A 21,164-nucleotide genomic window follows, 5' to 3' on the forward strand; every position below is an offset into this window, starting at 1 on the left:
ATTGACGGTTAAGAATTCTATATTCTGACATATATTTTTTGGTGAGTAGATGGCCTACTTAACAGATGTACAGCTTAAAGAAGCTGGTTTCAAAAAGCTGGGTAAGGAAGTAAAAATTAGTGATAAGGCCAGTATTTATAATGCTGACCAAATTGAAATAGGTGATTATTCTAGAGTTGATGATTTTTGCGTTGTATCCGGGCGAGTGACAATTGGTCGGTATAATCACATTACACCAATGTGTTTAGTTGCCGGAGGAACGCCTGGTATTGTCTTCGAAGATTTTTGTACTCTGGCTTACGGTGTGAAGGTTTTTTCGCAATCTGATGATTATAGTGGTGAAACATTGACGAATTCGTTGGTGCCGAAAAAATTCAAAAATGAAAAATTCGCATCAGTGCATTTACAGCGTCATGTAATCGTTGGGGCCGGTTCGATAATATTCCCTGGTGTCAGTATCGCTGAGGGATGCTCCATTGGAGCAATGGCGCTGGTAACAAAAAGTACTGAATCATGGGGAATATACACCGGGGTTCCGGCTAAACGAGTTAAAAATAGAAAGAAAGATCTCCTTGAGTTGGAACAAAAATTTCTGGATGAGCAAAAATCATGATTCCTTTTAACAAACCCCCTTATACAGGCCATGAAGACGAGTTTGTCATGGCTGCTATGCGTAGCGCCAAAATGTCAGGTGACGGTGATTTTACAATTCGCTGTCAGTCTTGGTTCGAGAGTAAGTTAGCTTGTAGGAAAGCATTATTAACACCGTCGTGCACTCAAGCACTGGAAATGGCGGCGTTACTTATAGATATCAAGCCCGGCGATGAAGTAATCATGCCGAGTTACACCTTTGTCAGCACCGCAAATGCATTCGTCCTGAGAGGCGCAAAGATCGTATTCGTTGATATTCGGCCTGATACGATGAATCTCGATGAAACGCTTATTGAAGCGGCTATTACAAAAAATACTAAAGCTATTGTACCTGTCCATTATGCAGGCATTGCATGCGAAATGGATGTGATCATGGATATAGCAGCTCGATATAAACTTTATGTTATTGAGGATGCCGCGCAGGGCATGATGTCCACCTATAAGGGGAGGGCGCTAGGAACGATAGGGCACTTTGGTGCTTATAGCTTTCATGAGACAAAAAACTATACAAGTGGTGGTGAGGGTGGTCTGCTACTGATTAATGATGAATCATTTATAAGCAGGGCGGAGATAATTAGAGAAAAAGGCACTAATAGAAGCCAGTTTTGGCGAGGCATGGTCGATAAGTATACGTGGGTTGATGTTGGCAGTAGTTACCTCCCGTCTGAATTGCAGGCGGCCTATTTGTATGGGCAGCTTACGGTTACAGAAGATATAAACAAAGACCGTCTAAATACCTGGAATGAGTATAATCGCTGCTTCTCCGGTTTAAGTGATAAGTTAGTGCTGCCATTCGTTCCTCAAGACTGTCAGCACAATGCCCATATGTATTATTTGAAGTTGGATGACCTGGCGTGCCGTACTAAATTCATTGAAGAAATGAAGAAAGAAAATGTCATGACAGTTTTTCATTATGTACCTTTACATTCCTCTCCTTGCGGTAAGGTCTTTGGTGAGATGGCGGGGAACGATAAATTCACTACTAAAGAAAGTGAGCGGTTGGTTCGCTTACCTATTTGGTATGGCATGCAGGCTCTGGAGCGCCAGCGTGTGACCGAAGCCGTTTCAAATGTGTTGGAAAGAATCTAACAGCAAATGAATCTACTTAATGGCGCCATTTTAACCAGCTGTGCCCATTTATCAAGAATTGTGATGGGCTTCATTCTTATTAAGATAATAGCTTACTATCTTGGCGCCGAAGGTATGGGGGCGTTGGGGCACTTTATGAGTGTCTCAACAATGGTCTACATGATTGCAGGAGGAGGGGTAATTAATGCAGTCATAAAATACGCTGCGGAATATGCCAGGCAACCTAGGCAGTTACTAAGATTTATTTCGGTGTCGGCGACATACTCAGCGATATTTTGTTTTGTCGTTATGTGTTTTGGGGTGGTGTTTTCGAAAGAAATTGCAAGTTTGGTTTTCAAAGATTCAGGTATGTATTGGGTTATCGTAATACTGGCTGCCGCTCAGGTGCTGTTTGCATTTGTAAATCTGGTGGTGGGTGTCAGTAATGGTTTAATGCAAACGAATGTCTATTCCAAGATACAGATATTTGGAAGCCTGTGCGCTTTGCCTATCATATGGGGATTGATCTCCCAGTATGGAAGTGTTGGGGCGACGCTGTCGATTATAGTCATGTATGCAATTACTTTTATCCCGGCGCTTTATTATTTCTGGAAGTCTAACTTCAGGACTAAAGTGTCTCTGGTGAAATTGAAGAAAATCGAATTCATTCGTTTATCATCCTATACCCTGATGTTAATGACGAGCGCAGTAACATTTCCGGTGGTTGAAATTATTATTCGTCAAATGCTGATTGACTCGGCAGGTTATAGTGCGGCGGGCATATGGCAGGGGGCGGTTAAATTGTCCAGTGCTTATCTCGGCTTTTTTTCAATATTTCTCGCTTACTATTTTATGCCGATGGTTTCGCGAATTGAAATTAAACGTGATATAGGTTTTCTGACACTAAAATTTGTTATGTTGATGATGGTTGTTTTCTGCATTGGGGCGGGGACGCTGTATGTATGGCGTGCTTTTTTTATCCCTCTTATTCTGTCGCCTAGTTTCAGTTCGCTTGATGATGTCATAATCTATCAGTTGGTCGGTGACTTGTTTAAAGTTCTTTCGTATGTTATAGGGTTTGTCGCAGTAGCAAAGGCTGCGACAAAAGTCTACATTGCTGCGGAGCTCATACAGAATGCATTATTTCTTTTGCTTTCAGTGTTGATGCTAAAAATATACCCAGATACCAAGGGTGTTATGATTGGTTACGCAATTTCGTACGTTGCTTATTTTTTTGTTGTTATTGTGGTTTTCGCTATTTATTTGAGGTTCACTTCTTTGGGCGGGAGGTCCGATGCTGTTCATTGCTAATGTGTTAGAGCTCAATGGTGGTACGACATTTATTTTAAGGTTGGCGCGAGAGTTCAAGAAGCGGAATAAGCGCCTTGGCGTCTTGGTGCTATTTGATATTATTGATAAAGGGCTAGAGGATAAAATTCGTCAGTACGCAGATATTTTTTATCTGAAAAATATTGCGTGTGGGGTTTCTGCTCCAGCGTTCCGGTCACAACTCGGAGGCTTTGTCCCTGTTGACTTCTCGAAAGTAAAAGAGCTTTTGCAAAAATATAACTTTCATGTTCATGTTATGGGGGTTTTTGGGCTTCTTTTTGTGAAGCGTTATTTAAAGAGTGTCGAGCAGCATTTTAAACTCTCGTTTGGTGTATATCATCAAAATGAGATTATGTTTGATGATGTGGATTATTATTTTGCGGTCAAGGCAAAGAAGTTGTTTTCGCTGTTGCCGGCAGAAAGCATTGTGTTTTTTAATGAGAAGAATCGAGAGTCATATGAGCTTTACTTTGAGAAGAGTTATACGGGGTCAACGCTGGTCCCAATAGGCGTGGATATCCCGAGTGAAGATGTCGGAATGGTCGGTAATGCTGAATCGGATCGTATAGTGTCAATTGGCAACTTGCATGTTTTTAAATCTTATAATCGGCATGTGATTAGTCTGCTTCCCGAGCTAAAAAAGGTACGTCCTAATCTTGTTTATGAGATTTATGGCAGTGGGTCTTACGAGCCAGAACTTTTGAAGTTGGTGTCCTCATTGAGTCTTGAATCCTCTGTTAAGTTCAAGGGGGTTATAGCCTACGAGGAGATTCCCAATGTGCTCAAGGGGGCTCTGGCCTTTGTCGGGAGTGGTACAGCTATTATTGAAGCCTCGGCTTTAGGGGTGCCTTCTATTATCGGAATCGAATCTACAACCGACCCAATCACATATGGTTTTTTGAGCGATATTGAGGGTTTTTCATATAATGAATTAAACGTCAATCAAGAATCTTGTTTGATAAAGGACAAACTGCTTTCCATTATTCAGAGTGGTGATGTGTGGAAGACTGCTGCGCTTTCATGTAAAGCGAAGGCCCAAGCGTTTTCTATTGTGAATACAGCAAATGGGTTTATTGATATAGAAAATAAAAGTATCGATCTTGGTCTATTTAAAGCTGAAAGTTATCATAACTTCATTGCGGCCGCATCTTTTGTAAACTGTGCTGTTAAATATAAATTTGGCTGGGATAGAGAGTTCATCAGTAGAAGGGATCAAGGTACTTTGGCCTGAGTCTGTTGCTGTGTGTAGGGGCGCGCTGTGTTGTCAAGAGAACTGTTGATGTTTATAACGCTATGAAAGTTTCCTCGGTGAAGTTACAGGCATTCCTTTGGGCGATCCCAGTTTTTATTGGAAGCCTTTTGGTTTTTCCTTATTGTGTTTTGGGTGATCAAGAATTTTATCGGAATTTTTATGCTGGGGTTGTAGGGTTGCCCATTGCGGAAGCCTTTCAGTTCTATAAGGATTCTCTCGGGACTAGTGAGCCTGGATATTTTTTCTTTTCCTACACGTTTGCACCACTTGTCCATAAGGATTTGTTGTTTTCTGCCGTAAATTTCCTGTTTTTCTATCACGTTTTTTTGTGGATGCTTAGAAATGATGTAAGCCGTATTTTGTTTCCTGCTTTTTATTTAAATTTTTATCTATTGGTTCTCGCGTTCTCCGCGGAAAGATTGAAGCTGTCTTTATTGTTTTTTTTGGTGGGATACGCTTTAACAGGTCTTTTTCGATATTGTTTCTATGCTGTTTCGATTCTTGCTCATGTACAGACTTTGATGTTGCTTGTCGCTACTCAAACTAGAAGAGTATTGTTCATTTTGCACAGACTATCTCTAGGGCGAGTGGGTTATGGTTTCTTGTCCTTGTTTTTTTTGATGGTGGGAATGGCTCTGGTTTTGGTGGTATTGAGAGAGCATATTGCATCAAAAATTGGCTTCTATACTGAAGCATGGGGCGGATGGGGATCCATTTTGAAGCCTCTCGTATTCATGTTGCTGTCTGTTTATTATGCGCGTGCCAGATGGATTGAAGCTTTACTCGCTTCATTACCTATGGTGTTGGCTGCCTATTTTGTAGGTGCCGAGCGAATCGTTATTTTTTCTTACTTCGTTTTCATGTTTTATGGCCTTCAAAGTAAGAGAGGGCTAAATATTGCAGTTGTACTGACTTCTTTGTACTTTTCGTATAAGGGAGTTGATTTTTTGATTAAAGCAATATCGTTTGGGGATGGTTTCGCAGGTGCTTATTGATCATTGATTTTGAGGGGGGGAGGGGGCAGATGGTGCTTAGGAAGCGCTGGAGAGCTGTCTTGGTGATGTAAAATTTGGCTCGTTTCGGCCTATTTTGGTGTGACAAGGGTTTGTTGTCCAAAAACTTCAGAATGGGTATGGTATAATTCCGCATATTTTTTGGGAAGGTTTAGCGTGGAAAATTTCTCTAACAAGGTATTGCTTATCAGTGGTGGCACCGGTTCCTTCGGGAATGCCGTTCTCAAGCGTTTTCTTAGCAGTGATATTGCAGAGATTCGCATTTTCAGCCGAGATGAAAAAAAGCAAGATGACATGCGCAAGCGCTATGCCAACTCTAAGCTTAAGTTCTATATCGGTGATGTAAGAGACTATCAAAGTGTTTTAACTGCTACCCGTGGTGTGGACTACATATTTCATGCCGCTGCGCTCAAGCAAGTTCCATCTTGCGAGTTCCATCCGATGGAGGCCGTCAAGACCAACGTGATCGGCACGGACAATGTACTTGAAGCCGCTATAAACAATGGTGTGAAGCGTGTGGTCTGCTTAAGTACAGACAAGGCCGTCTATCCAATCAATGCCATGGGCATTTCCAAGGCCATGATGGAAAAAGTCATGGTCGCCAAATCCCGAAACGTCGATGAACAGAAGACGGTGATTTGCGGTACCCGTTATGGAAACGTAATGGCTTCCAGGGGGTCTGTCATCCCTCTGTTCATTGAGCAGATACGTGAAGGAAAGTCGCTGTCCATTACTGATCCGAACATGACTCGCTTCATGATGACGCTGGCGGATGCTGTCGATTTGGTTCTGTACGCCTTTGAACATGGCAACAACGGTGATCTTTTTGTCCAGAAGGCACCTGCAGCAACGGTAGAAACCCTTGCCCGCGCGCTGACATCGATGTTGGGGCAGCCGGAGCACCCGATCCAGATCATCGGGACTCGCCATGGCGAGAAGCTGTATGAGGCGCTCTTGAGTCGAGAAGAAATGGCCTGTGCAGAAGATATGGGAGACTACTTCCGTGTGCCGCCAGATCTTCGTGATTTGAATTACAGTAAATTTGTTGAGCAGGGCGAAGAAAAGATCTCCACGATGGAGGACTATAACTCGCATAACACTGAGCGCCTGGACGTTGAGGGAATGCAAAAGTTGCTGCTCAAACTTGATTTTATGCGTGCGATTCAGCGTGGCGAACACGCGACACCTGAGGAATAAGGCATGAAAGTATTGATCACCGGTGCCAATGGATTTCTCGGTAAAAACCTTGTTGCTCACTTGCAGGAGCGCAAAGACATTGAGTTGCTGCGATTCTGCCGTGAAGAGGATATTGCCAGTCTGCATTCGCTTGTATCCAACGTGGACTTTATTTTCCACTTGGCCGGTGTCAATCGTCCTCAAAATGTCGAAGAGTTCATTTCGGGTAACACCAATTTGACGCAGGCGCTGTGCGACGCAGTCGCTGCCAGTGGTCGTAATATCCCTTTACTTTATACGTCTTCTATACAGGCGGAACTGGACAACGCTTACGGCACCAGTAAGCGCGATGCCGAAGATGTGCTCTTGAATCTTTCGACTCAACAGGGTGTTGACGTACATTTATACCGATTACCTAATGTGTTTGGGAAATGGGCCCGGCCTAATTACAATTCGGCCGTAGCGACGTTTTGCCATAATATTGCGCGTGGTTTGCCCATCAGTATAAATGACCCTGATGCCAGTATTTCGCTGGTTTATATCGATGATGTCATAAAAAGTTTTGTTGCGGTTATGGACGGAAAGCAATCTGGCAATCCGTTCGTTGTAGTTGAGCCACATTTTTCTACTACGGTAGGTGAGCTTTCGGCGCAACTGCATGCATTCAAAGAAAGTCGGCAGTCAATGATTACAGAGCGCGTCGGCACTGGTCTTGTACGCGCACTGTACTCTACCTATCTCAGCTACCTACCGCCTGAAGAGTTTACTTACGAAGTTCCGAAATACGGAGATGCTCGCGGTGTTTTCGTTGAGATGCTCAAGACCAAGGATTCAGGCCAGTTTTCGTATTTTACAGCGCATCCCGGTATCACTCGAGGCGGTCATTACCATCATACGAAAACTGAAAAATTTCTGGTTATCAAAGGCAAAGCCTGTTTCCGATTCCGCCACATAGTGTCGGGTGACTTCTATGAGTTGTTCACAGTCGGTGAGTTGCCGGAAATCGTAGAGACGGTACCAGGTTGGAGCCATGACATCACCAACGTTGGTGAAGACGAAATGATCGTCATGCTTTGGGCGAACGAAATCTTTGATCGTGAGCTTCCGGATACTTACACCATGGCTGTGGGCACCCAAGCCTGACCTCATTAGGAATGAGCATTGCAATAAAAAAGTTCTTTACGGAGTCCCGGAAAGCACAGAAGCGAGAACGCCGATTTGATTGGTGATGTTTGTGCGATCAAACGCATCTAACAAATCGGCGTACTTATGTCAGATATTAATACTTTCCTTACTTTTCGGGAGGGCTTTCGTAAGCACTCCATGAGCCCCACATTCAAAAACTCTTTTTGAAGCCTGATGCTGTGCTCCCGATCTTTTTCAGGAGCCAGCCACCATGATGCGTCCCGACGCCAAAGTTGAAAAAGCCTACCTCTACCCCAAGCCGGTGGATTTCCGAAAATCCCTCGACAGCCTCGCCGCCCTGGTCGAACTGGATATCAAGGTCGCGGTGTTCGTAAGGTAAGCGCTCCATGAACCCCACCTATTCGAAAACAGGCGGCGCGCGCAGGCGTGATATCCACAAAACGCGGGGGGTGGCATCAAGACAGGGTGGAGCGTAGGCCATTCTATGCGGTATTACTTTGTCTTCTGTGGCCTGATATCCACCACGGTTCCGACCTGTACGTCTTTGATCGGCGACAGCAAGTGCGGCGAGATATTCCAACGTTGTCCGTTATCGGTTACCACTGTCACGGTCTTGCGGTTGAACTTCATGACGGTACCGGACAGGCGTCCACTATGTGGTGAGTCGAAGCTTACCCGTGCACCCGGAGGGAACTGCATCATCGATTTGTGAGCGTCCAACGACTCCAGCATCTTCAGGCGTTCGATGATGTGGTGATTCAACGTCACTAATTCATCGACACTCAGATGATCAATATTGATACTCATGATGCCTCCAGTTCCAGGGGAGTAGCGCTTCATAGTCCTCAACCGACTGCGCCTGCGGCAGTCGCTCCAGTACGTGGCGCAGCCACGTATAGGGCTCTTGGCCGTTAGCTTTTGCGGTTTCGACCAAGCTGTAGATCTGCGCACTGGTGGTGGCGCCTTTGGGCGTGTCGCTGAACAGCCACGCCTTGCGACCGATGACAAACGGTTTTATTGCGCGCTCTGCCTTGTTGTTATCGATCGGTAAAAAACCGGCTTCCACGTAACGCTCAAGACGGCTCCAATTGCTGACCAGATAATAGACCGCTTTGCCCAAGGCACTTTGCGAGGCCACCTGCGGCTGGGTTTTCTCCAGCCAGCTTTTTAACTCGGCAAGCACCGGCAGGCTCTGTTCCTGACAAACAGCAAAGCGCTGTTCATCGCTGACCTCCTTGAGGTCGCGCTCGATGCCGTACAACTTGTTAATCATCGTCAGCGCGACATCGGCACGGCCCGTCTTGCCCTTGGGCTGCACTTTCTGCGCGTCGACAAACTTGCGTCTTACATGAGCCATGCAGGCCAAACGCTCGACACCCGGCTGCGCGCCCACGGCGTTATAACCGGCGTAATCGTCGGTCATCAGGTAGCCGCGATAATCGGCGAGCAAACGCAATGGCACCTCCTGCGCGCGGCTGGTGGTGTAGTCAAACAGGATAACCGGCCGCTCAGGCGGGCCACTGGCCTGGACCCACATCCAGGACTGGCTGGTCGGGTCTCGATCCGGCTCCTTCAGAACCTGCACCCGCGTTTCATCGCAGTGGATCACCGGACTTTCCAGCAATCGATCACGCATCAGATTCAACAACGGCTGAAAGTGCTCACTGCACTGGATCACCCAACGCGCCAAGGTTTGACGCGGGATATCGACGCCATGATGACCGAGGACTTTTTCGAAGCGGTGCAGTGGCAGACCGTCGACGTACTTGGTGGTCAGCAGCATCGCCAGGACGCTGGGGCTGGCCATGCTCTTTTCGATCAGTTGTGCCGGTTTGTCGGCAGTGACCGGCGCCGCTTCACATCCGCGGCAGCCGTAGACCTTGCGGATGTGTTTGATCACCCGGATTTGCATCGGCACGATCTCCAGCTGTTCGCTGGTTTCTTCACCGATGGTGTGTTTGCGGCAGCCGCACGCGCAGGTCAGTTCATGTTCGGGCAGTTCGTGAATGACTTCGATGCGCGGTAGATCGGCTGACAGAGGTTTGCGTTTGCCTCGGCGTTGAGTGGGGGCAACGACTTCTTCGTCAGACTCATCGGAGACCGGCACCGCGAGGCTTTCGGGTTCATTAAAGAGCGCGAGCTGCGGCGTCTGCGGATCGACGGTTTGTTCTGATTTGCGCCCGAAAAAACGTTGACGCCATAGCTTGATCTGTTCTTTCAGGTCAACAATCTGGTCTTTGTCCAGCTGACGCTCACTGAATATTTGCACAAGCACTTGCTTGAGCAGAACCGGATCATCGGGGAGGTTATCGGGCATGGCAATCATGGCCCGGATTATACCCAACTATGCGACAAATCGCGGCGTCAAAACCTGATGCGGGCGGTTGCGCCACAGATCAAAACCGTCGAGTAACCAGTTCAGCTCCTGAACCGTCAGGACAATGGCTTCATCACTCGCATCGGGCGATGTTTTGAACCGCTCTGACTCCAGGCGCTTGAGCCATAGACAAAAACCGTTGCGCTCCCAGTACAAAATCTTGACCCGCGTGCGCGTCTTATTGAGGAAAACAAAAAGCACGGGGTCGAACACCGCGACCTTGATATCCAGTTCGACCAGGGCGGCGAGGCCGTCGATGGATTTTCGGAAATCCACCGGCTTGGGGTAGAGGTAGGCTTTTTCAACTTTGGCGTCGGGACGCATCATGGTGGCTGGCTCCTGAAAAAGATCGGGAGCACAGCATCGGGCTTCAATTGGCGACTTTGAATGTGTCGGTGATGGATCGCTTACGGTCTTGTTGCCCACAGGAGATTGAAGAAACAAATCAACGCGGGGAAACGCGCCTGGAACACCTGGAATCTCGGCGTTCACAAATCGGCCAAAGGCATCGCGCGACATCCGCGCAACAGTGAGGACGCCTGTGTTGGTGTTCTTTATTTCGGCCTCAAAGCTTCCAGCTGCAGGCGCCTCGATCAGCCCAGTGTCAATAGCCCATAGCAGCAGAGCAGAAGACATATTGCCGCAATTCACGCTCCAGTCTATATCGCTATGATCACTGGCCAACTGGGCGAGCGTACTGACGATCTGGCGTCCAGTCGGAGTGTCCTCAACCCGTGCCAAAAACACTTTGTTGCTGGTGGCAGGCCCCCTTCCGAGCCCGGTTATCTGACGATTCCCGGGCTGATGTCCTGCAAGAGGGACTCCCATGAGGTGGTGCAACAGCTCTGCTCGCAACAACTTGTCACGTGGCAACAAAGGCTCCCAAATCACTACACCTGTCGAAGTGCCACCTCTCATGTAATGCACTGGTAATTCCATCACACCCGAGTGAATGCGGCTGCGAAACCCATCTCGGTCGACTGGTAGCATTGGGGATTTGAACATCGGTAACTCCATAACAATGACGGCCAGCGTGATTAAACCGGTGCCACTTATGCGGCAGCAACTGATCGATTTCACTCGCCCGCTGCGTCGGCAGGCGCGTGAGAAGGTCTTTCAGATAAGCATAAGGATCATGCCCGTTGAGCCGCGCCGACTGGATCAAACCCATGATCGCCGCCGCCCGTTTTCCGCTCCGTAGCGACCTTGCGAAGAGCCAGTTCTTGCGTCCAAGAGCCGATGGTCGGATCTGGCTGTCGGGTAGTCAGACGCGGTTACCCGCGTCCAACCCCCTAAGAACCGTGCATGCGAGTTTCCCAGCACACGGCTCAAGCCTCTGAAAAGGCACTATTAAGTACCCGGCTATACCTCTTTGACATTGGCGTACTGCTGATCTCTGGGGCAACGCAGATGGTAGATCTCAAGATTGACTGCGGCGTCCGTTCCGCCGTCAGCCAACTTTACGATATGGCGACTATGCCACGGCGTATCTTTGGTAACGGGCTTATGACAAACAGAACACAGGCCGCCTTGCTGTCGTCAGACGTGATATAGCTTCGCTCGTCCCTTCGTTGATTTGAGCATTTTCTTGCCCCAGCGGAATTCGAAATACTCATCCCAATTGGGGTCATGCGGGTTAGCAGCAGCCTTGATCTTGATGTGCCGCACTATCGGCGTGTCCGATTCCTTCAGTAATGTGTATTCCCTTGCCTTACCGTCTGCGTATTTTTCAACGCTGAGGAACACCCACCGGCGCGATCCTCGGACTTTGAAATACCTGTCCTTGACCCACCGTGTTCCTTTGCGCGGATGCCGTCTCACCGCCCAGCGCCAGAGCATTGTCCAGACTTCGCTATCTACCTGATTGAAGACTTTTTTGGCGACCACGTGGCTATGGTAGTTCGCCCATCCCCGTAAAATCGGGTTGAGCAACCCTATCAAATTGACCTGTTTGATCGTCTTGTTGGTCTTGATCACTTCCCGGAGCTTGGCGAGGTGAGCCCTGATGTTCGCTTTCGATGGCTTGATCAGGAGCTTGCCGTTGTACTTACGCAAGTTCCATCCGAGGAAGTCGAACCCGTCCCCTATGTGCGTTATTTTGGTTTTTTCCGGAGAGAGGACAAGTCCACGCTCTGCCAGGAACTCAACCACAGCGGGCCTGACTTCATTCTCCAGCCATTCTTTCGAACAGCCAGTGATGATGAAATCATCTGCATAACGCACCATCTGCATTTTTCGGGCTGTCCACTTTGCATTGGGAAACCTCTTCGCCAGCATCGCCTCCAACCCATCCAGCGTCATGTTCGCCAACACCGGGGATATGATGCCTCCCTGCGGGGTTCCGGCGTGGCTGGGGAATAGCTGATTCTGGTAGACATAACCGGCCTTGAGCCATTTCTGCAAAATCACCTTATCCATGGGGATGTTGGCGATCAACCAGTCATGGCTGATATTGTCAAAACAGCCTTGGATGTCGCCCTCTAAAACCCACTCCGCGTTTGCTTTTCGTGACAGCACACCAAAGCACTGTGCGGCGGCATCCGCAGTTGAGCGTTCCGGCCTGAACCCATAAGAGTTCGGATCGGCGGTGGTCTCCGCTATCGGTTCCAGAGCCAGCAGATGGAGCGCCTGCATGGCCCGGAATTTCATGGCGGGGATTCCGAGAGGTCTCGTCTTGCCGTTTTTCTTCGGAATAAGCACTCTCCGAAGCGGAAGCGGCGAGTTGCCTCGCCGCTTCAATGACGTTATCGCACTGATCTTGACCCCAGGTGTATTCCACGTGACCTTGTCCACACCGGGGGTATTTTTGCCTTTGTTTTCAGACACACGTTTCACGGCCGATGCTTTGCCGCTAAACGAGTGAGTCAGCAGCCATTGCAGGGCCTTCGCCTTGTTATGCCTGCCGTCTTGTACAGCCTTCACAATACGCGCTTGCAGCCCTCTTACTCGACGTTGAGCGTCGGCCCAGTTGATGCCGTCCCACGACGTGCCGAAAGGTGCACACGCCAATGCTGCTGCGTTCATTTGCTCTCCTTCCGTTGAAAGGGTTCTACCTACTCTCTTGTGAAGAGAGACCATGAGGACGTCTGCCCGCTTTCGCGTGAAGTGATGTTTCAACCTCTATCCAGCCCGTTACAGGATGGCGTTCGCTTTTTCCTCGTTCCTTCGCCCGCACCGCCATGGGCAGTTTTTGCAAACGGCTTTCCCTGACGGGAGCGATACGGGATTTCCACGTTCCACTTACAGAAGTACGTCGGGTTAGGTGCCTGCTATCGACCGGGAGGCATGTGGGTCACGAACGCGCGTGCAAAAAACGCTGCTCCCACCTCCGTTACCTTTTGGTTCGAGCGTATAAGCCATTTCCGCTCGTTCAACTTAACGATCTTTGCGCAGATTCACATGTGTTCACCGTACCGACTATCTAGCCCTTGTCCGGCCATGGCTGCCAGAAGAGTACGTCTCTCACGATTAGTACCCCGCACCTTGCGGTGCCTCGTCACATTGTCAAAGGCGCTCTTGATTCAGCCTTCTAGATTCACCCGGTGACACGGGTGGTTCCCTCCAAGTGGGAACAACTTCTTTAAGCGACTTCGTGTCGTACCTCGCACCAGTTATTATCAATGGGCAAGTAGCCAGGCAGTCGGGATGCCCTTGTCGATGATCTGCGCCGGAACCGGTGCCTGGATCAGCGTTTCGCAGTCATCGCAGATCCACGCGATATCGGTGTCGATCAGGTCATTGAGCAAGCTGGCGTGTTCAGGATTCATCTGCTCGCTGCGCTTGGCAAACTTGAATCGCTTGAGCTGCGCGATCTCGTGGGTCAGTTTCTCGATCACCGTTTGGTCGCGGTTGATCTTCTTGCCCATGGTCTCGACTTGCTGGTCGAGCGTCTCGACACGCTGTATCAGCTGCGCCGCGAGCGCGCGCAGTTGTTCAGGATTCAGGTGGTCAAAATTGGGAAGAGTCATGGTGTCGATCTTGCCAGAGCAGGCAGTTCGCGGCGATAGACCGATGGGCTAATGGCAACCCTTAAAGCAGTGTGATCGCGCCGCCGGAACCCGCGCGCTGCCATGGCAGGCCCAAACACCAAGGCCTGGAGTTGCGCGGCATCCAACTCTATTTCAGAGCCATGGCGAATGCTTGGCCAGCGGAACTTACCTTGGTTCAACCGGCGAGCCGCCAGCCAGATCCCGAAGCCGTCATGCACCAGCACTTTCAATTGGCCAGTTCACTTTGACAGTGTCGCGCGAGTGCTGGATCTCAATGCAGATATTCGATGATGCAGCTCGCGAGTTGGCTCCGGCCAGTTATATGGGTAACGGAATAATTGCAGGTTGCAGCGTCGTGTTTTTCTGCGCGTGCACCCGAATCCATTTGTGGACGAGGTTTGCATTGAGGCTATGGCTGAGTGCGATACTGGCAATCGAAGCGCCGGGCTGGGCGCACTCTTGAATCACCTGGGCCTTGAAGGACTTGGAGTAGGAACGGCGTTGTGGCTGCATAAAATGCCCGCTTAAAAGGCTAGAACTGGTGCCCACTTAAATTTAAGTGCACACCATGTCTTGGCTTTGCGGGGCTGGGGAGATGACTTGGCCGGACGGATACGTTTGATGCATGCGTTGAGCCCATTTTCCCGCATATGCACTATCGACGAAGAGCGTATTCAATGAAGGGTATTTTTCTTTCGAGTAAGCCACTGCGTCATCCGCTGCGTCGCGATCCTGCACACTTGCTGCGCTGATACTCACGGCCAGAAGCAGGCCCAGCGTATCGACTATCAGACTTCGCTTGCGCCCCTTTATTTTCTTGCCAGTGTTGAAGCCACTGTCCTCGCCTTGAGGGAAACTGCAAGTCGATTGGGAATCCAAGATAGCCGCTGACGGGGCGTCATCGCGATCTTCCCTGTCCCGCCATTGTACGCGCAAGCGATCATGCATCTGCTCAAATTTGCCCTGCGTACTCCACCGGCGAAAGGTCTTGTAGGCATTTTCCCAGTGAGGAGCCTACGCGAGGTTGCATGCACCATGAGCACCCAGTACGTACTACATGGCTGCAGGCTTCGAGCAGCGTCCGTCGAGAATGACGCGGTGGTACACCACGACCGCCCTGGTTTTCAAACAGATCGGCGACCAGTGCCTATTCAGCATCAGTCAAGCAACTGGGATATCGTTGCTCTGGCAACTGGCGTCGGTACGTTTCGTTGTAGCCATAGGACTTGCGAGGTTCGGGTGACATAAGACTGCCCTTGGCGCGCTGCTTTGTGCGTGTAATCCCCGCCAGCTTCAAGGCTTTTGCAAACGTGTCGGGATGAGCGGTGATACCCGTTTCAGCGTGGAATGCATCCGCTAATTCAGCATGACTGGAGAAGGGATGGGCTTGTGCAAGGTTGACTAGCATTGGGTACTGCTCTGCGACAATCGCGGGTGGGCGTCCGGTTCAAGGCATGACTTCAAGGCTATCCAGGCAGAAGGAGTGATAAGTTTAGTTTATTTTGCCTACACCCCCCTAGCGCCGCACCTGTTGTCATGGATGCTGGCAAGCCTCCGGGAGCGAAAAAGCAGACACTGGCTGAACTGAGGCGCAAAAAAAACGACTCAATGTGTCATTATGTACCGCGACATTCGTCGCTTGCTCGGCAGCGATAAGCAGGCTCTGCGCGCTGCGCCAAAGCCGACAGCAGCTTGGCGACGATCGAGTAGTCGCTTCGGTTTGTTTGGAGCAGCAGGCGAGTATTACTGATTGTTTGTCTATCACTTTTTGAAATGTGACGCTTAAAAAATGAAAAAACTAAAAGTCGTGACCGTGGTGGGAACCCGCCCGGAAATTATTCGTCTGTCGCGCGTAATGGCTGCTCTGGATCAGTATTGTGATCATGTACTTGTTCATACCGGGCAAAATTACGACTACGAACTGAACGAAATTTTCTTTCAGGATCTAGGTATTCGCAAGCCTGACCACTTCCTGAACGCGGCCGGTGCTACGGGTGCAGAAACCATCGGTAACGTGATCATTAGCGTAGATCGTGTACTGGCGGAGGTTCAGCCAGAGGCCTTACTGGTGCTCGGCGACACCAATAGTTGCATGGCGGTTATTCCTGCCAAGCGTCGCAAGATTCCGACCTTCCATATGGAGGCTGGTAATCGTTGTTTCGATATGCGAGTGCCGGAAGAGATCAATCGTCGAATTGTCGATCACACCGCGGACATTAATCTGACCTATAGCACTATTGCTCGGGATTATCTGCTGCGTGAAGGTTTGTCACCAGACATGGTGATCAAAACCGGAAGCCCTATGTTTGAAGTCCTCAACTATTATCGTGAGGGTATTGAGGCTTCTGATGTTCTCGAACGGTTGGGCCTTGAGCCAGGTAAGTTCTTTGTCGTCAGCGCGCACCGCGAAGAAAATATCGATTCCGATAAAAATTTCCTAAAATTGGTAGATGTTCTAAATACAACGGCCGAGAATTATGGGCTGCCAGTTATTGTTTCTACACACCCTCGGACGCAGAAGCGTGTGGATGTAATGGGTGTGCAGTTTCACGAGAATGTGCGCTTGCTCAAGCCACTGGGTTTCAAAGACTATAATAAGCTTCAGCTTGAATCCAAGGCGGTTCTTTCCGACAGCGGCACGATCAATGAAGAGTCCTCGATTCTCAATTTCCCTGCGTTGAATATTCGGGAAGCACACGAACGTCCAGAAGGAATGGAAGAGGCTGCTGTCATGATGGTCGGACTTGAGGTTGGACGAGTGATGCAAGGTTTGCAACTCTTGGAAACGCAAAGTCGTGGAGAGGAAAGGACTCTGCGATTGGTTCAGGATTACAGCATGCCAAACGTTGCGGAGAAGGTAGTCAGGATCATTCATAGCTATCGTGATTATGTTATGCGCGTTGTTTGGAAAAGGTTCTAAGTAATATGACAGTTCGTGTGTTATTGATTACCCAATGGTTTGATCCTGAACCGACTTTCAAAGGTCTGGTTTTTGCGCGGGAGCTTGTTAGGCAAGGATTTGAAGTCGAGGTGATTACGGGATTTCCCAACTATCCCGGTGGCAAGATTTATCCTGGCTTTAAAATGCGACTGATTCAGCGCGAGTTGATCGACGGCGTAAGCGTAACGCGGCTGCCTCTTTACCCAAGCCACGGTCAGAGCGGGGTTGGGCGCATAATCAATTATATCAGTTTTGCAGCAACAAGCCTTTTCTATGGGTTGTTCTTCAGTAAACGTGCTGATGTGATATATGCTTATCACCCTCCTTTGACTGTAGGTATTGTAGCGACGATTATTCGTTTCTTTCGGCGCGTACCGGTTGTTTATGATATTCAGGATCTATGGCCTGACACGTTGCGAGCAACAGGTATGTTCGCTAATGAAAGGGCGCTAAATCTGGTATCAAAGGTCTGTGATTACGTCTATAGAAACGTCGATCAACTTGTAGTGCTTTCACCCGGTTTCAAGCGCCTGCTGGTTGAGCGTGGCGTACCGGAAAACAAAATTGAGATTATTTATAACTGGTGCGCAGAGGATCTTTTGGTGTCCTCTGATAATAAGTTGCCAAGCAACTTTCCAAACGCCTCAAGTTTTCGCGTTTTGTTTGCCGGGAATATGGGGAAGGCTCAAGCGCTGGACTCAGTGCTCGACGCAGCCAATCTTCTTCAAGAGCGGAATATCGAATTGGTATTCATCTTTTTGGGTGGAGGAGTTGAAGTTGAGCGCTTGAAGCAGAAGGCTGAAGCGAGTGGTCTGCGTAATGTTGTGTTTTTACCTCCCGTCCCTATGAGTGATGTGGGCAGCTATCTTGCGAATGCCGACGCGTTGCTGGTTCATCTGAAAAAAGATCCCTTGTTTACGGTGACCATCCCTTCTAAAACACAGGCATATATGGCTGTTGGTAAACCGTTATTAATGGCAGTCGATGGGGATGCAGCCGACTTGGTACGGCTGAGTGGCTGCGGACTCGTCGCTGAGTCGGAAAATCCAGAGTCGCTGGCTGCTGCTGTCCAAACTCTGCATCTGACTGGCGATCAGAGTCGAAATGAGATAGCTGAAAAGGGTCGGGTTTATTATCGTGATAATCTCTCGCTAAGCGAAGGTGTGCGACGATTTGCCGATATTTTCAAGCGCCTTTCAAAACGCAAATAACATTATGTTTCAGGTCGAAATTGAAACTCGCCTTGATATGCAATTTAGGAACATAAAATGTTGAAACGGCTTTTTGATATTCTGGCTTCTTTTTTTGGCCTGCTGTTGTTGTCTCCCGCTATTTTGATTGTGGCATTTCAAATTCGCCGCAAGCTCGGTGGACCCGTTTTGTTTCGCCAAGTTAGGCCGGGTCTCAACGGCAAACCTTTTGAGATGGTTAAATTTCGCACGATGAAGGACGCTTATGACGCAAAAGGCGAACCTCTTCCAGATGCTGAGCGTATGACGCCATTTGGGGCTTTTTTGCGCTCCAGTAGTTTGGATGAGCTGCCTGAGTTGTGGAATGTTCTGAAGGGAGAGATGAGTCTTGTAGGGCCGCGGCCACTGTTGATGGAATATCTTCCCCTTTACAGTCCGGAGCAATTTAGACGCCATGAGGCACGCCCAGGAGTGACTGGATGGGCGCAAATCAATGGGCGTAATGCATTGAGTTGGAATGAAAAATTCAATCTGGATGTCTGGTACGTTGATAATCAGTCTCTAAAGCTGGATATAAAAATCATTCTATTAACCCTCAAAAAGGTTGTAGTTCGCGAAGGGATCAGCGCTGACGGGGAGGTCACTATGTCGAAATTCACTGGTAACAAACCATGAAAAGGTTGGCCATTCTCGGGGCGGGTGGGCACGGTAAGGTGGTCGCCGATACCGCCGAATGCTGTGGATGGGAGTGTGTAGATTTCTTTGCGGACGGCTGGCCTGGGCAGACAACGAACGGCAGTTGGAGTGTCGTTGGAGACACTTCGTTGTTGATAGAACAGCTCTCGAACTATGATGGTGTGGTCGTTGCGATAGGGCACAATTCAATTCGCAAAGCCAAGCTTGATGAGCTTGCGCGGATGGGGGCTCCCCTGGTTTCGTTGGTTCATCCGGCGGCCACTGTCAGTCGAAGAGCAACTGTTGGCCTTGGGTCGGTAGTCTTTGCGGGTGTGGTGGTGAATGTTGACGCGGTGATAGGTCAGGGGGCGATCCTGAACACCGGGTGCAGCGTCGATCACGATTGTGTTTTGGGTGAGTGCGTCCATGTCAGCCCCGGTGCTAGACTGGCGGGCGGTGTTCAGGTCGGCAATCTGAGCTGGATTGGCATCGGCGCAAGTGTCAGGCAATTGATTCGGATAGGTGCAGGAGTAACCGTTGGTGCGGGGGCCGTTGCGGTAAGCGATGTAGAAGATTCGGTTACGGTGCTTGGTGTTCCGGCAAAGGTGATTTTCAGGACTTGACCTGCGTCGTATAGGGCGATCGTTGAGCTTGATACGGCGTATTTGAATGGATGCTTTGCAAGATCCTTTATTTTTAATCTATGGGTACTGGCTGTGTTGAATACACCATTTTCTCCTTGGCCCTCTTTCACTGTTGATGAGGCTGATGCAGTTCGCGATGTGATTCTCTCCAATAAAGTCAACTATTGGACGGGACAAGAGTGTCGGGAGTTTGAAAAGGAATTTGCTGTCTGGGCAGATACAAAGCACGCAATCGCCCTTGCCAACGGAACGGTCGCTCTGGACCTCGCATTGCAGGCGCTGGGAATTGGCGCTGGAGATGAGGTCATTGTTACTCCGCGTACATTCCTGGCCTCTGTGTCCAGCATTGTCAACGCAGGTGCTATTCCCGTATTTGCCGAAGTTGACCCAGACTCCCAGAACTTCACTGCCGAGACCATCCGTGCGGTGCTGACTGAGCGTACTCGTGCATTGATTTGCGTGCATCTCGCAGGATGGCCCTGCGACATGGACCCGATTATGTCGCTGGCGGCTGAGCGCGATCTGAAGGTTATTGAAGATTGTGCTCAAGCACATGGAGCGCTCTATAAAGGACGCCCGGTAGGCTCCATTGGCCATGTGGGGGCTTGGTCGTTCTGCCAGGACAAGATCATGACCACCGGCGGCGAAGGTGGCATGGTCACCACGAATGACCGAGATCTCTGGTTGAAAATGTGGTCTATCAAAGACCATGGCAAGAGCTGGGAGGCGATCTATGAGCGCGAACATGCGCCGGGCTTTCGCTGGTTGCATGAAAGTTTTGGTACTAACTGGCGAATGCTGGAAGTGCAGGCCGTCATTGGGCGTATCCAATTGCGTCGAATGCCCCAGTGGCAAGCAAGTCGGCTTGAGCATGCGGAACGCATTTGGTCATGTGCTCGCCAACTGGGCGGGCTGCGTGTTCCAGTCATTCCGGAATACTGCACTCACGCGGCCTACAAGTGTTATGTCTTTGTTGAGCCTCAGCAGCTGAAAGCTGAATGGAATCGTGATCGCATTATTTCGGAAATTACTGCCCGTGGTGTTCCGTGCTACTCCGGTTCTTGCTCCGAGGTCTACCTTGAGAAGGCCTTTGACGATACCGGTTGGAGACCCGACGTTCGCTTCTCCGTGGCACAGGAACTCGGGGAAACAAGCTTGATGTTCCTTGTGCATCCGACGCTGACACCGTCAGAAATGGACAAGACCTGCACGGTTCTTGGCGAAGTAATGCAATTGGCATATCAAGCACACGCTTGATCTGACGGGGCATCCTGCGGCCAAAAGTCTACTTGGCGTACATTCCTGGCGGTCAATTTGCCCGGAATGTATGTCATTAGTCAGATGTTCTGTTTGCTGCAGTGAAGTTGGCGATTTTGAGTGCAGGAGCTGTGAAGTGTTCGAAGGGTTTATGGATAAGTTGCGAACCTTATTGTTGGGGCTGCCGCGCCGTCATAAAAGGCTGATTCAGATTCTTGCGGACGTCATGTTGGTTTGGGGCGCGCTGTGGTTGGCGTTTGTCGTGCGCCTGGGTCTTGACGAGGTGGTCAATCCCCTTGCAGATCATCTATGGCTTTTTTTGGCGACCCCCGTAATTTCCGTTCCTCTATTCATTCGTTTCGGCATGTACCGAGCAGTGCTGCGCTACTTCGGCAATGATGCGCTGATTGCGATTATCAAGGCGGTCAGCCTTTCGGCGCTGATTCTCGGGGTGGT

The 21,164-nt window shown here is 49.5% G+C and carries 20 protein-coding genes and 4 pseudogenes; 14 read left to right on the forward strand and 10 right to left on the reverse strand.

Features of this window, described 5'->3' with window-relative positions:
• Positions 1–49 precede the first annotated feature (49 nt).
• The 8 genes from BK659_RS21590 to BK659_RS21625 all read left to right on the forward strand — a co-directional run bounded on the left by BK659_RS21590 (position 50) and on the right by BK659_RS21625 (position 8,014).
• The gene (locus tag BK659_RS21590; protein WP_123426959.1) at positions 50–613 is read left to right on the forward strand and encodes an acyltransferase; all 564 of its coding nucleotides are present in this window, start codon (positions 50–52) and stop codon (positions 611–613) included.
• A complete protein-coding gene (rffA, locus tag BK659_RS21595; RefSeq protein ID WP_123426960.1) occupies positions 610–1,740 on the forward strand; it encodes a dTDP-4-amino-4,6-dideoxygalactose transaminase in 1,131 nt (376 codons plus the stop codon). Before BK659_RS21590 ends, rffA begins: the two co-directional genes overlap by 4 nt.
• Before the next feature lie 6 nt (positions 1,741–1,746).
• Positions 1,747–3,030 carry an O-antigen translocase gene (locus BK659_RS21600; protein ID WP_123426961.1) on the forward strand — a complete coding sequence of 428 codons (1,284 nt, stop codon included), beginning with the start codon at positions 1,747–1,749 and terminating at the stop codon, positions 3,028–3,030.
• On the forward strand, positions 3,014–4,279 hold the full coding sequence (locus BK659_RS21605; protein WP_123426962.1) for a glycosyltransferase: 1,266 nt from the start codon (positions 3,014–3,016) through the stop codon (positions 4,277–4,279). The genes BK659_RS21600 and BK659_RS21605 overlap by 17 nt, the downstream gene beginning before the upstream one ends.
• A gap of 77 nt (positions 4,280–4,356) precedes the next feature.
• The gene (locus tag BK659_RS21610; protein WP_148050445.1) at positions 4,357–5,295 is read left to right on the forward strand and encodes a hypothetical protein; all 939 of its coding nucleotides are present in this window, start codon (positions 4,357–4,359) and stop codon (positions 5,293–5,295) included.
• Between the two features lie 174 nt (positions 5,296–5,469).
• The gene (locus BK659_RS21615; RefSeq protein ID WP_123426964.1) at positions 5,470–6,510 is read left to right on the forward strand and encodes a polysaccharide biosynthesis protein; all 1,041 of its coding nucleotides are present in this window, start codon (positions 5,470–5,472) and stop codon (positions 6,508–6,510) included.
• Positions 6,511–6,513: 3 nt separating this feature from the next.
• Positions 6,514–7,632: a UDP-2-acetamido-2,6-beta-L-arabino-hexul-4-ose reductase gene (gene wbjC / locus BK659_RS21620; RefSeq protein WP_123426965.1), complete on the forward strand. Its 1,119-nt coding sequence runs from the start codon at positions 6,514–6,516 to the stop codon at positions 7,630–7,632.
• A 253-nt stretch (positions 7,633–7,885) separates the two neighbouring features.
• Positions 7,886–8,014 (forward strand): hypothetical protein, encoded by a 129-nt coding sequence (locus tag BK659_RS21625; protein ID WP_259740290.1) that lies wholly within the window; start codon positions 7,886–7,888, stop codon positions 8,012–8,014.
• A 113-nt stretch (positions 8,015–8,127) separates the two neighbouring features.
• Here the strand turns inward: BK659_RS21625 and BK659_RS21630 are convergent, their stop codons facing one another.
• The 10 genes and pseudogenes from BK659_RS21630 to BK659_RS21680 all read right to left on the reverse strand — a co-directional run.
• Positions 8,128–8,442 carry a hypothetical protein gene (locus BK659_RS21630; RefSeq protein ID WP_123426966.1) on the reverse strand — a complete coding sequence of 105 codons (315 nt, stop codon included), beginning with the start codon at positions 8,440–8,442 and terminating at the stop codon, positions 8,128–8,130.
• Positions 8,426–9,961 carry an IS66 family transposase gene (tnpC, locus tag BK659_RS21635; protein ID WP_123426967.1) on the reverse strand — a complete coding sequence of 512 codons (1,536 nt, stop codon included), beginning with the start codon at positions 9,959–9,961 and terminating at the stop codon, positions 8,426–8,428. Before tnpC ends, BK659_RS21630 begins: the two co-directional genes overlap by 17 nt.
• A gap of 18 nt (positions 9,962–9,979) precedes the next feature.
• Positions 9,980–11,017 carry an IS66 family insertion sequence element accessory protein TnpB gene (gene tnpB / locus BK659_RS28095; RefSeq protein WP_259740291.1) on the reverse strand — a complete coding sequence of 346 codons (1,038 nt, stop codon included), beginning with the start codon at positions 11,015–11,017 and terminating at the stop codon, positions 9,980–9,982.
• A gap of 43 nt (positions 11,018–11,060) precedes the next feature.
• Positions 11,061–11,270 (reverse strand): annotated as a pseudogene (locus BK659_RS21650) (transposase domain-containing protein); the annotation flags it as partial.
• A 104-nt stretch (positions 11,271–11,374) separates the two neighbouring features.
• The gene (locus tag BK659_RS28460; protein WP_259740295.1) at positions 11,375–11,536 is read right to left on the reverse strand and encodes an HNH endonuclease; all 162 of its coding nucleotides are present in this window, start codon (positions 11,534–11,536) and stop codon (positions 11,375–11,377) included.
• A gap of 15 nt (positions 11,537–11,551) precedes the next feature.
• A complete protein-coding gene (ltrA, locus tag BK659_RS21655) occupies positions 11,552–13,036 on the reverse strand; it encodes a group II intron reverse transcriptase/maturase (protein WP_259740292.1) in 1,485 nt (494 codons plus the stop codon).
• A 596-nt stretch (positions 13,037–13,632) separates the two neighbouring features.
• A pseudogene (locus tag BK659_RS21660) lies at positions 13,633–13,980 on the reverse strand (transposase domain-containing protein); the annotation flags it as partial.
• Positions 13,977–14,225, reverse strand: coding sequence for an IS66 family insertion sequence element accessory protein TnpB (tnpB, locus tag BK659_RS28365; RefSeq protein ID WP_404942543.1), 249 nt, complete (start codon positions 14,223–14,225; stop codon positions 13,977–13,979). The gene tnpB (BK659_RS28365) and the pseudogene BK659_RS21660, both read right to left, overlap by 4 nt.
• A 94-nt stretch (positions 14,226–14,319) precedes the next feature.
• Positions 14,320–14,514: a transposase gene (locus BK659_RS21670; protein ID WP_123426968.1), complete on the reverse strand. Its 195-nt coding sequence runs from the start codon at positions 14,512–14,514 to the stop codon at positions 14,320–14,322.
• 99 nt (positions 14,515–14,613) lie between these two features.
• A pseudogene (locus BK659_RS21680) lies at positions 14,614–15,409 on the reverse strand (IS5 family transposase); the annotation flags it as partial.
• A 381-nt stretch (positions 15,410–15,790) separates the two neighbouring features.
• On the opposite strand from BK659_RS21680, the gene wecB reads away from it, so the two are divergent.
• From wecB to BK659_RS21710, 6 genes and pseudogenes are all read left to right on the forward strand, one after another.
• Positions 15,791–16,921: a non-hydrolyzing UDP-N-acetylglucosamine 2-epimerase gene (gene wecB / locus BK659_RS21685; protein WP_123426969.1), complete on the forward strand. Its 1,131-nt coding sequence runs from the start codon at positions 15,791–15,793 to the stop codon at positions 16,919–16,921.
• A 5-nt stretch (positions 16,922–16,926) separates the two neighbouring features.
• Complete coding sequence (locus BK659_RS21690) at positions 16,927–18,153, forward strand: glycosyltransferase family 4 protein (RefSeq protein ID WP_123426970.1); 1,227 nt, start codon at positions 16,927–16,929, stop codon at positions 18,151–18,153.
• A gap of 57 nt (positions 18,154–18,210) precedes the next feature.
• Entirely contained in the window at positions 18,211–18,807 is a 597-nt protein-coding gene (locus BK659_RS21695; RefSeq protein WP_123426971.1) for a sugar transferase, read from the forward strand.
• Positions 18,804–19,430: an acetyltransferase gene (locus BK659_RS21700; protein ID WP_123426972.1), complete on the forward strand. Its 627-nt coding sequence runs from the start codon at positions 18,804–18,806 to the stop codon at positions 19,428–19,430. The genes BK659_RS21695 and BK659_RS21700 overlap by 4 nt, the downstream gene beginning before the upstream one ends.
• A 93-nt stretch (positions 19,431–19,523) precedes the next feature.
• Positions 19,524–20,708 (forward strand): DegT/DnrJ/EryC1/StrS family aminotransferase, encoded by a 1,185-nt coding sequence (locus tag BK659_RS21705; protein WP_123426973.1) that lies wholly within the window; start codon positions 19,524–19,526, stop codon positions 20,706–20,708.
• 151 nt (positions 20,709–20,859) lie between these two features.
• Positions 20,860–21,164, forward strand: a pseudogene (locus BK659_RS21710) (polysaccharide biosynthesis protein); the annotation flags it as partial.

The sequence above is a fragment of the Pseudomonas brassicacearum genome (genome assembly GCF_003732225.1).
In the GTDB taxonomy this organism is placed as follows: domain Bacteria; phylum Pseudomonadota; class Gammaproteobacteria; order Pseudomonadales; family Pseudomonadaceae; genus Aquipseudomonas; species Aquipseudomonas brassicacearum_E.

What these genes read in the sequence shown, in the direction of transcription:
- BK659_RS21590 (WP_123426959.1), top strand. Translation starts at nt 50, where the DNA reads ATGGCCTACTTAACAGATGTACAGCTTAAAGAAGCTGGTTTCAAAAAG.
- rffA (WP_123426960.1), top strand. Translation starts at nt 610, where the DNA reads ATGATTCCTTTTAACAAACCCCCTTATACAGGCCATGAAGACGAGTTT.
- BK659_RS21600 (WP_123426961.1), top strand. Translation starts at nt 1,747, where the DNA reads ATGAATCTACTTAATGGCGCCATTTTAACCAGCTGTGCCCATTTATCA.
- BK659_RS21605 (WP_123426962.1), top strand. Translation starts at nt 3,014, where the DNA reads ATGCTGTTCATTGCTAATGTGTTAGAGCTCAATGGTGGTACGACATTT.
- wbjC (WP_123426965.1), top strand. Translation starts at nt 6,514, where the DNA reads ATGAAAGTATTGATCACCGGTGCCAATGGATTTCTCGGTAAAAACCTT.
- BK659_RS21625 (WP_259740290.1), top strand. Translation starts at nt 7,886, where the DNA reads ATGATGCGTCCCGACGCCAAAGTTGAAAAAGCCTACCTCTACCCCAAG.
- BK659_RS21630 (WP_123426966.1), bottom strand. Translation starts at nt 8,442, where the DNA reads ATGAGTATCAATATTGATCATCTGAGTGTCGATGAATTAGTGACGTTG.
- tnpC (WP_123426967.1), bottom strand. Translation starts at nt 9,961, where the DNA reads ATGATTGCCATGCCCGATAACCTCCCCGATGATCCGGTTCTGCTCAAG.
- tnpB (WP_259740291.1), bottom strand. Translation starts at nt 11,017, where the DNA reads ATGTTCAAATCCCCAATGCTACCAGTCGACCGAGATGGGTTTCGCAGC.
- ltrA (WP_259740292.1), bottom strand. Translation starts at nt 13,036, where the DNA reads ATGAACGCAGCAGCATTGGCGTGTGCACCTTTCGGCACGTCGTGGGAC.
- BK659_RS21670 (WP_123426968.1), bottom strand. Translation starts at nt 14,514, where the DNA reads ATGCAGCCACAACGCCGTTCCTACTCCAAGTCCTTCAAGGCCCAGGTG.
- wecB (WP_123426969.1), top strand. Translation starts at nt 15,791, where the DNA reads ATGAAAAAACTAAAAGTCGTGACCGTGGTGGGAACCCGCCCGGAAATT.
- BK659_RS21690 (WP_123426970.1), top strand. Translation starts at nt 16,927, where the DNA reads ATGACAGTTCGTGTGTTATTGATTACCCAATGGTTTGATCCTGAACCG.
- BK659_RS21695 (WP_123426971.1), top strand. Translation starts at nt 18,211, where the DNA reads ATGTTGAAACGGCTTTTTGATATTCTGGCTTCTTTTTTTGGCCTGCTG.
- BK659_RS21700 (WP_123426972.1), top strand. Translation starts at nt 18,804, where the DNA reads ATGAAAAGGTTGGCCATTCTCGGGGCGGGTGGGCACGGTAAGGTGGTC.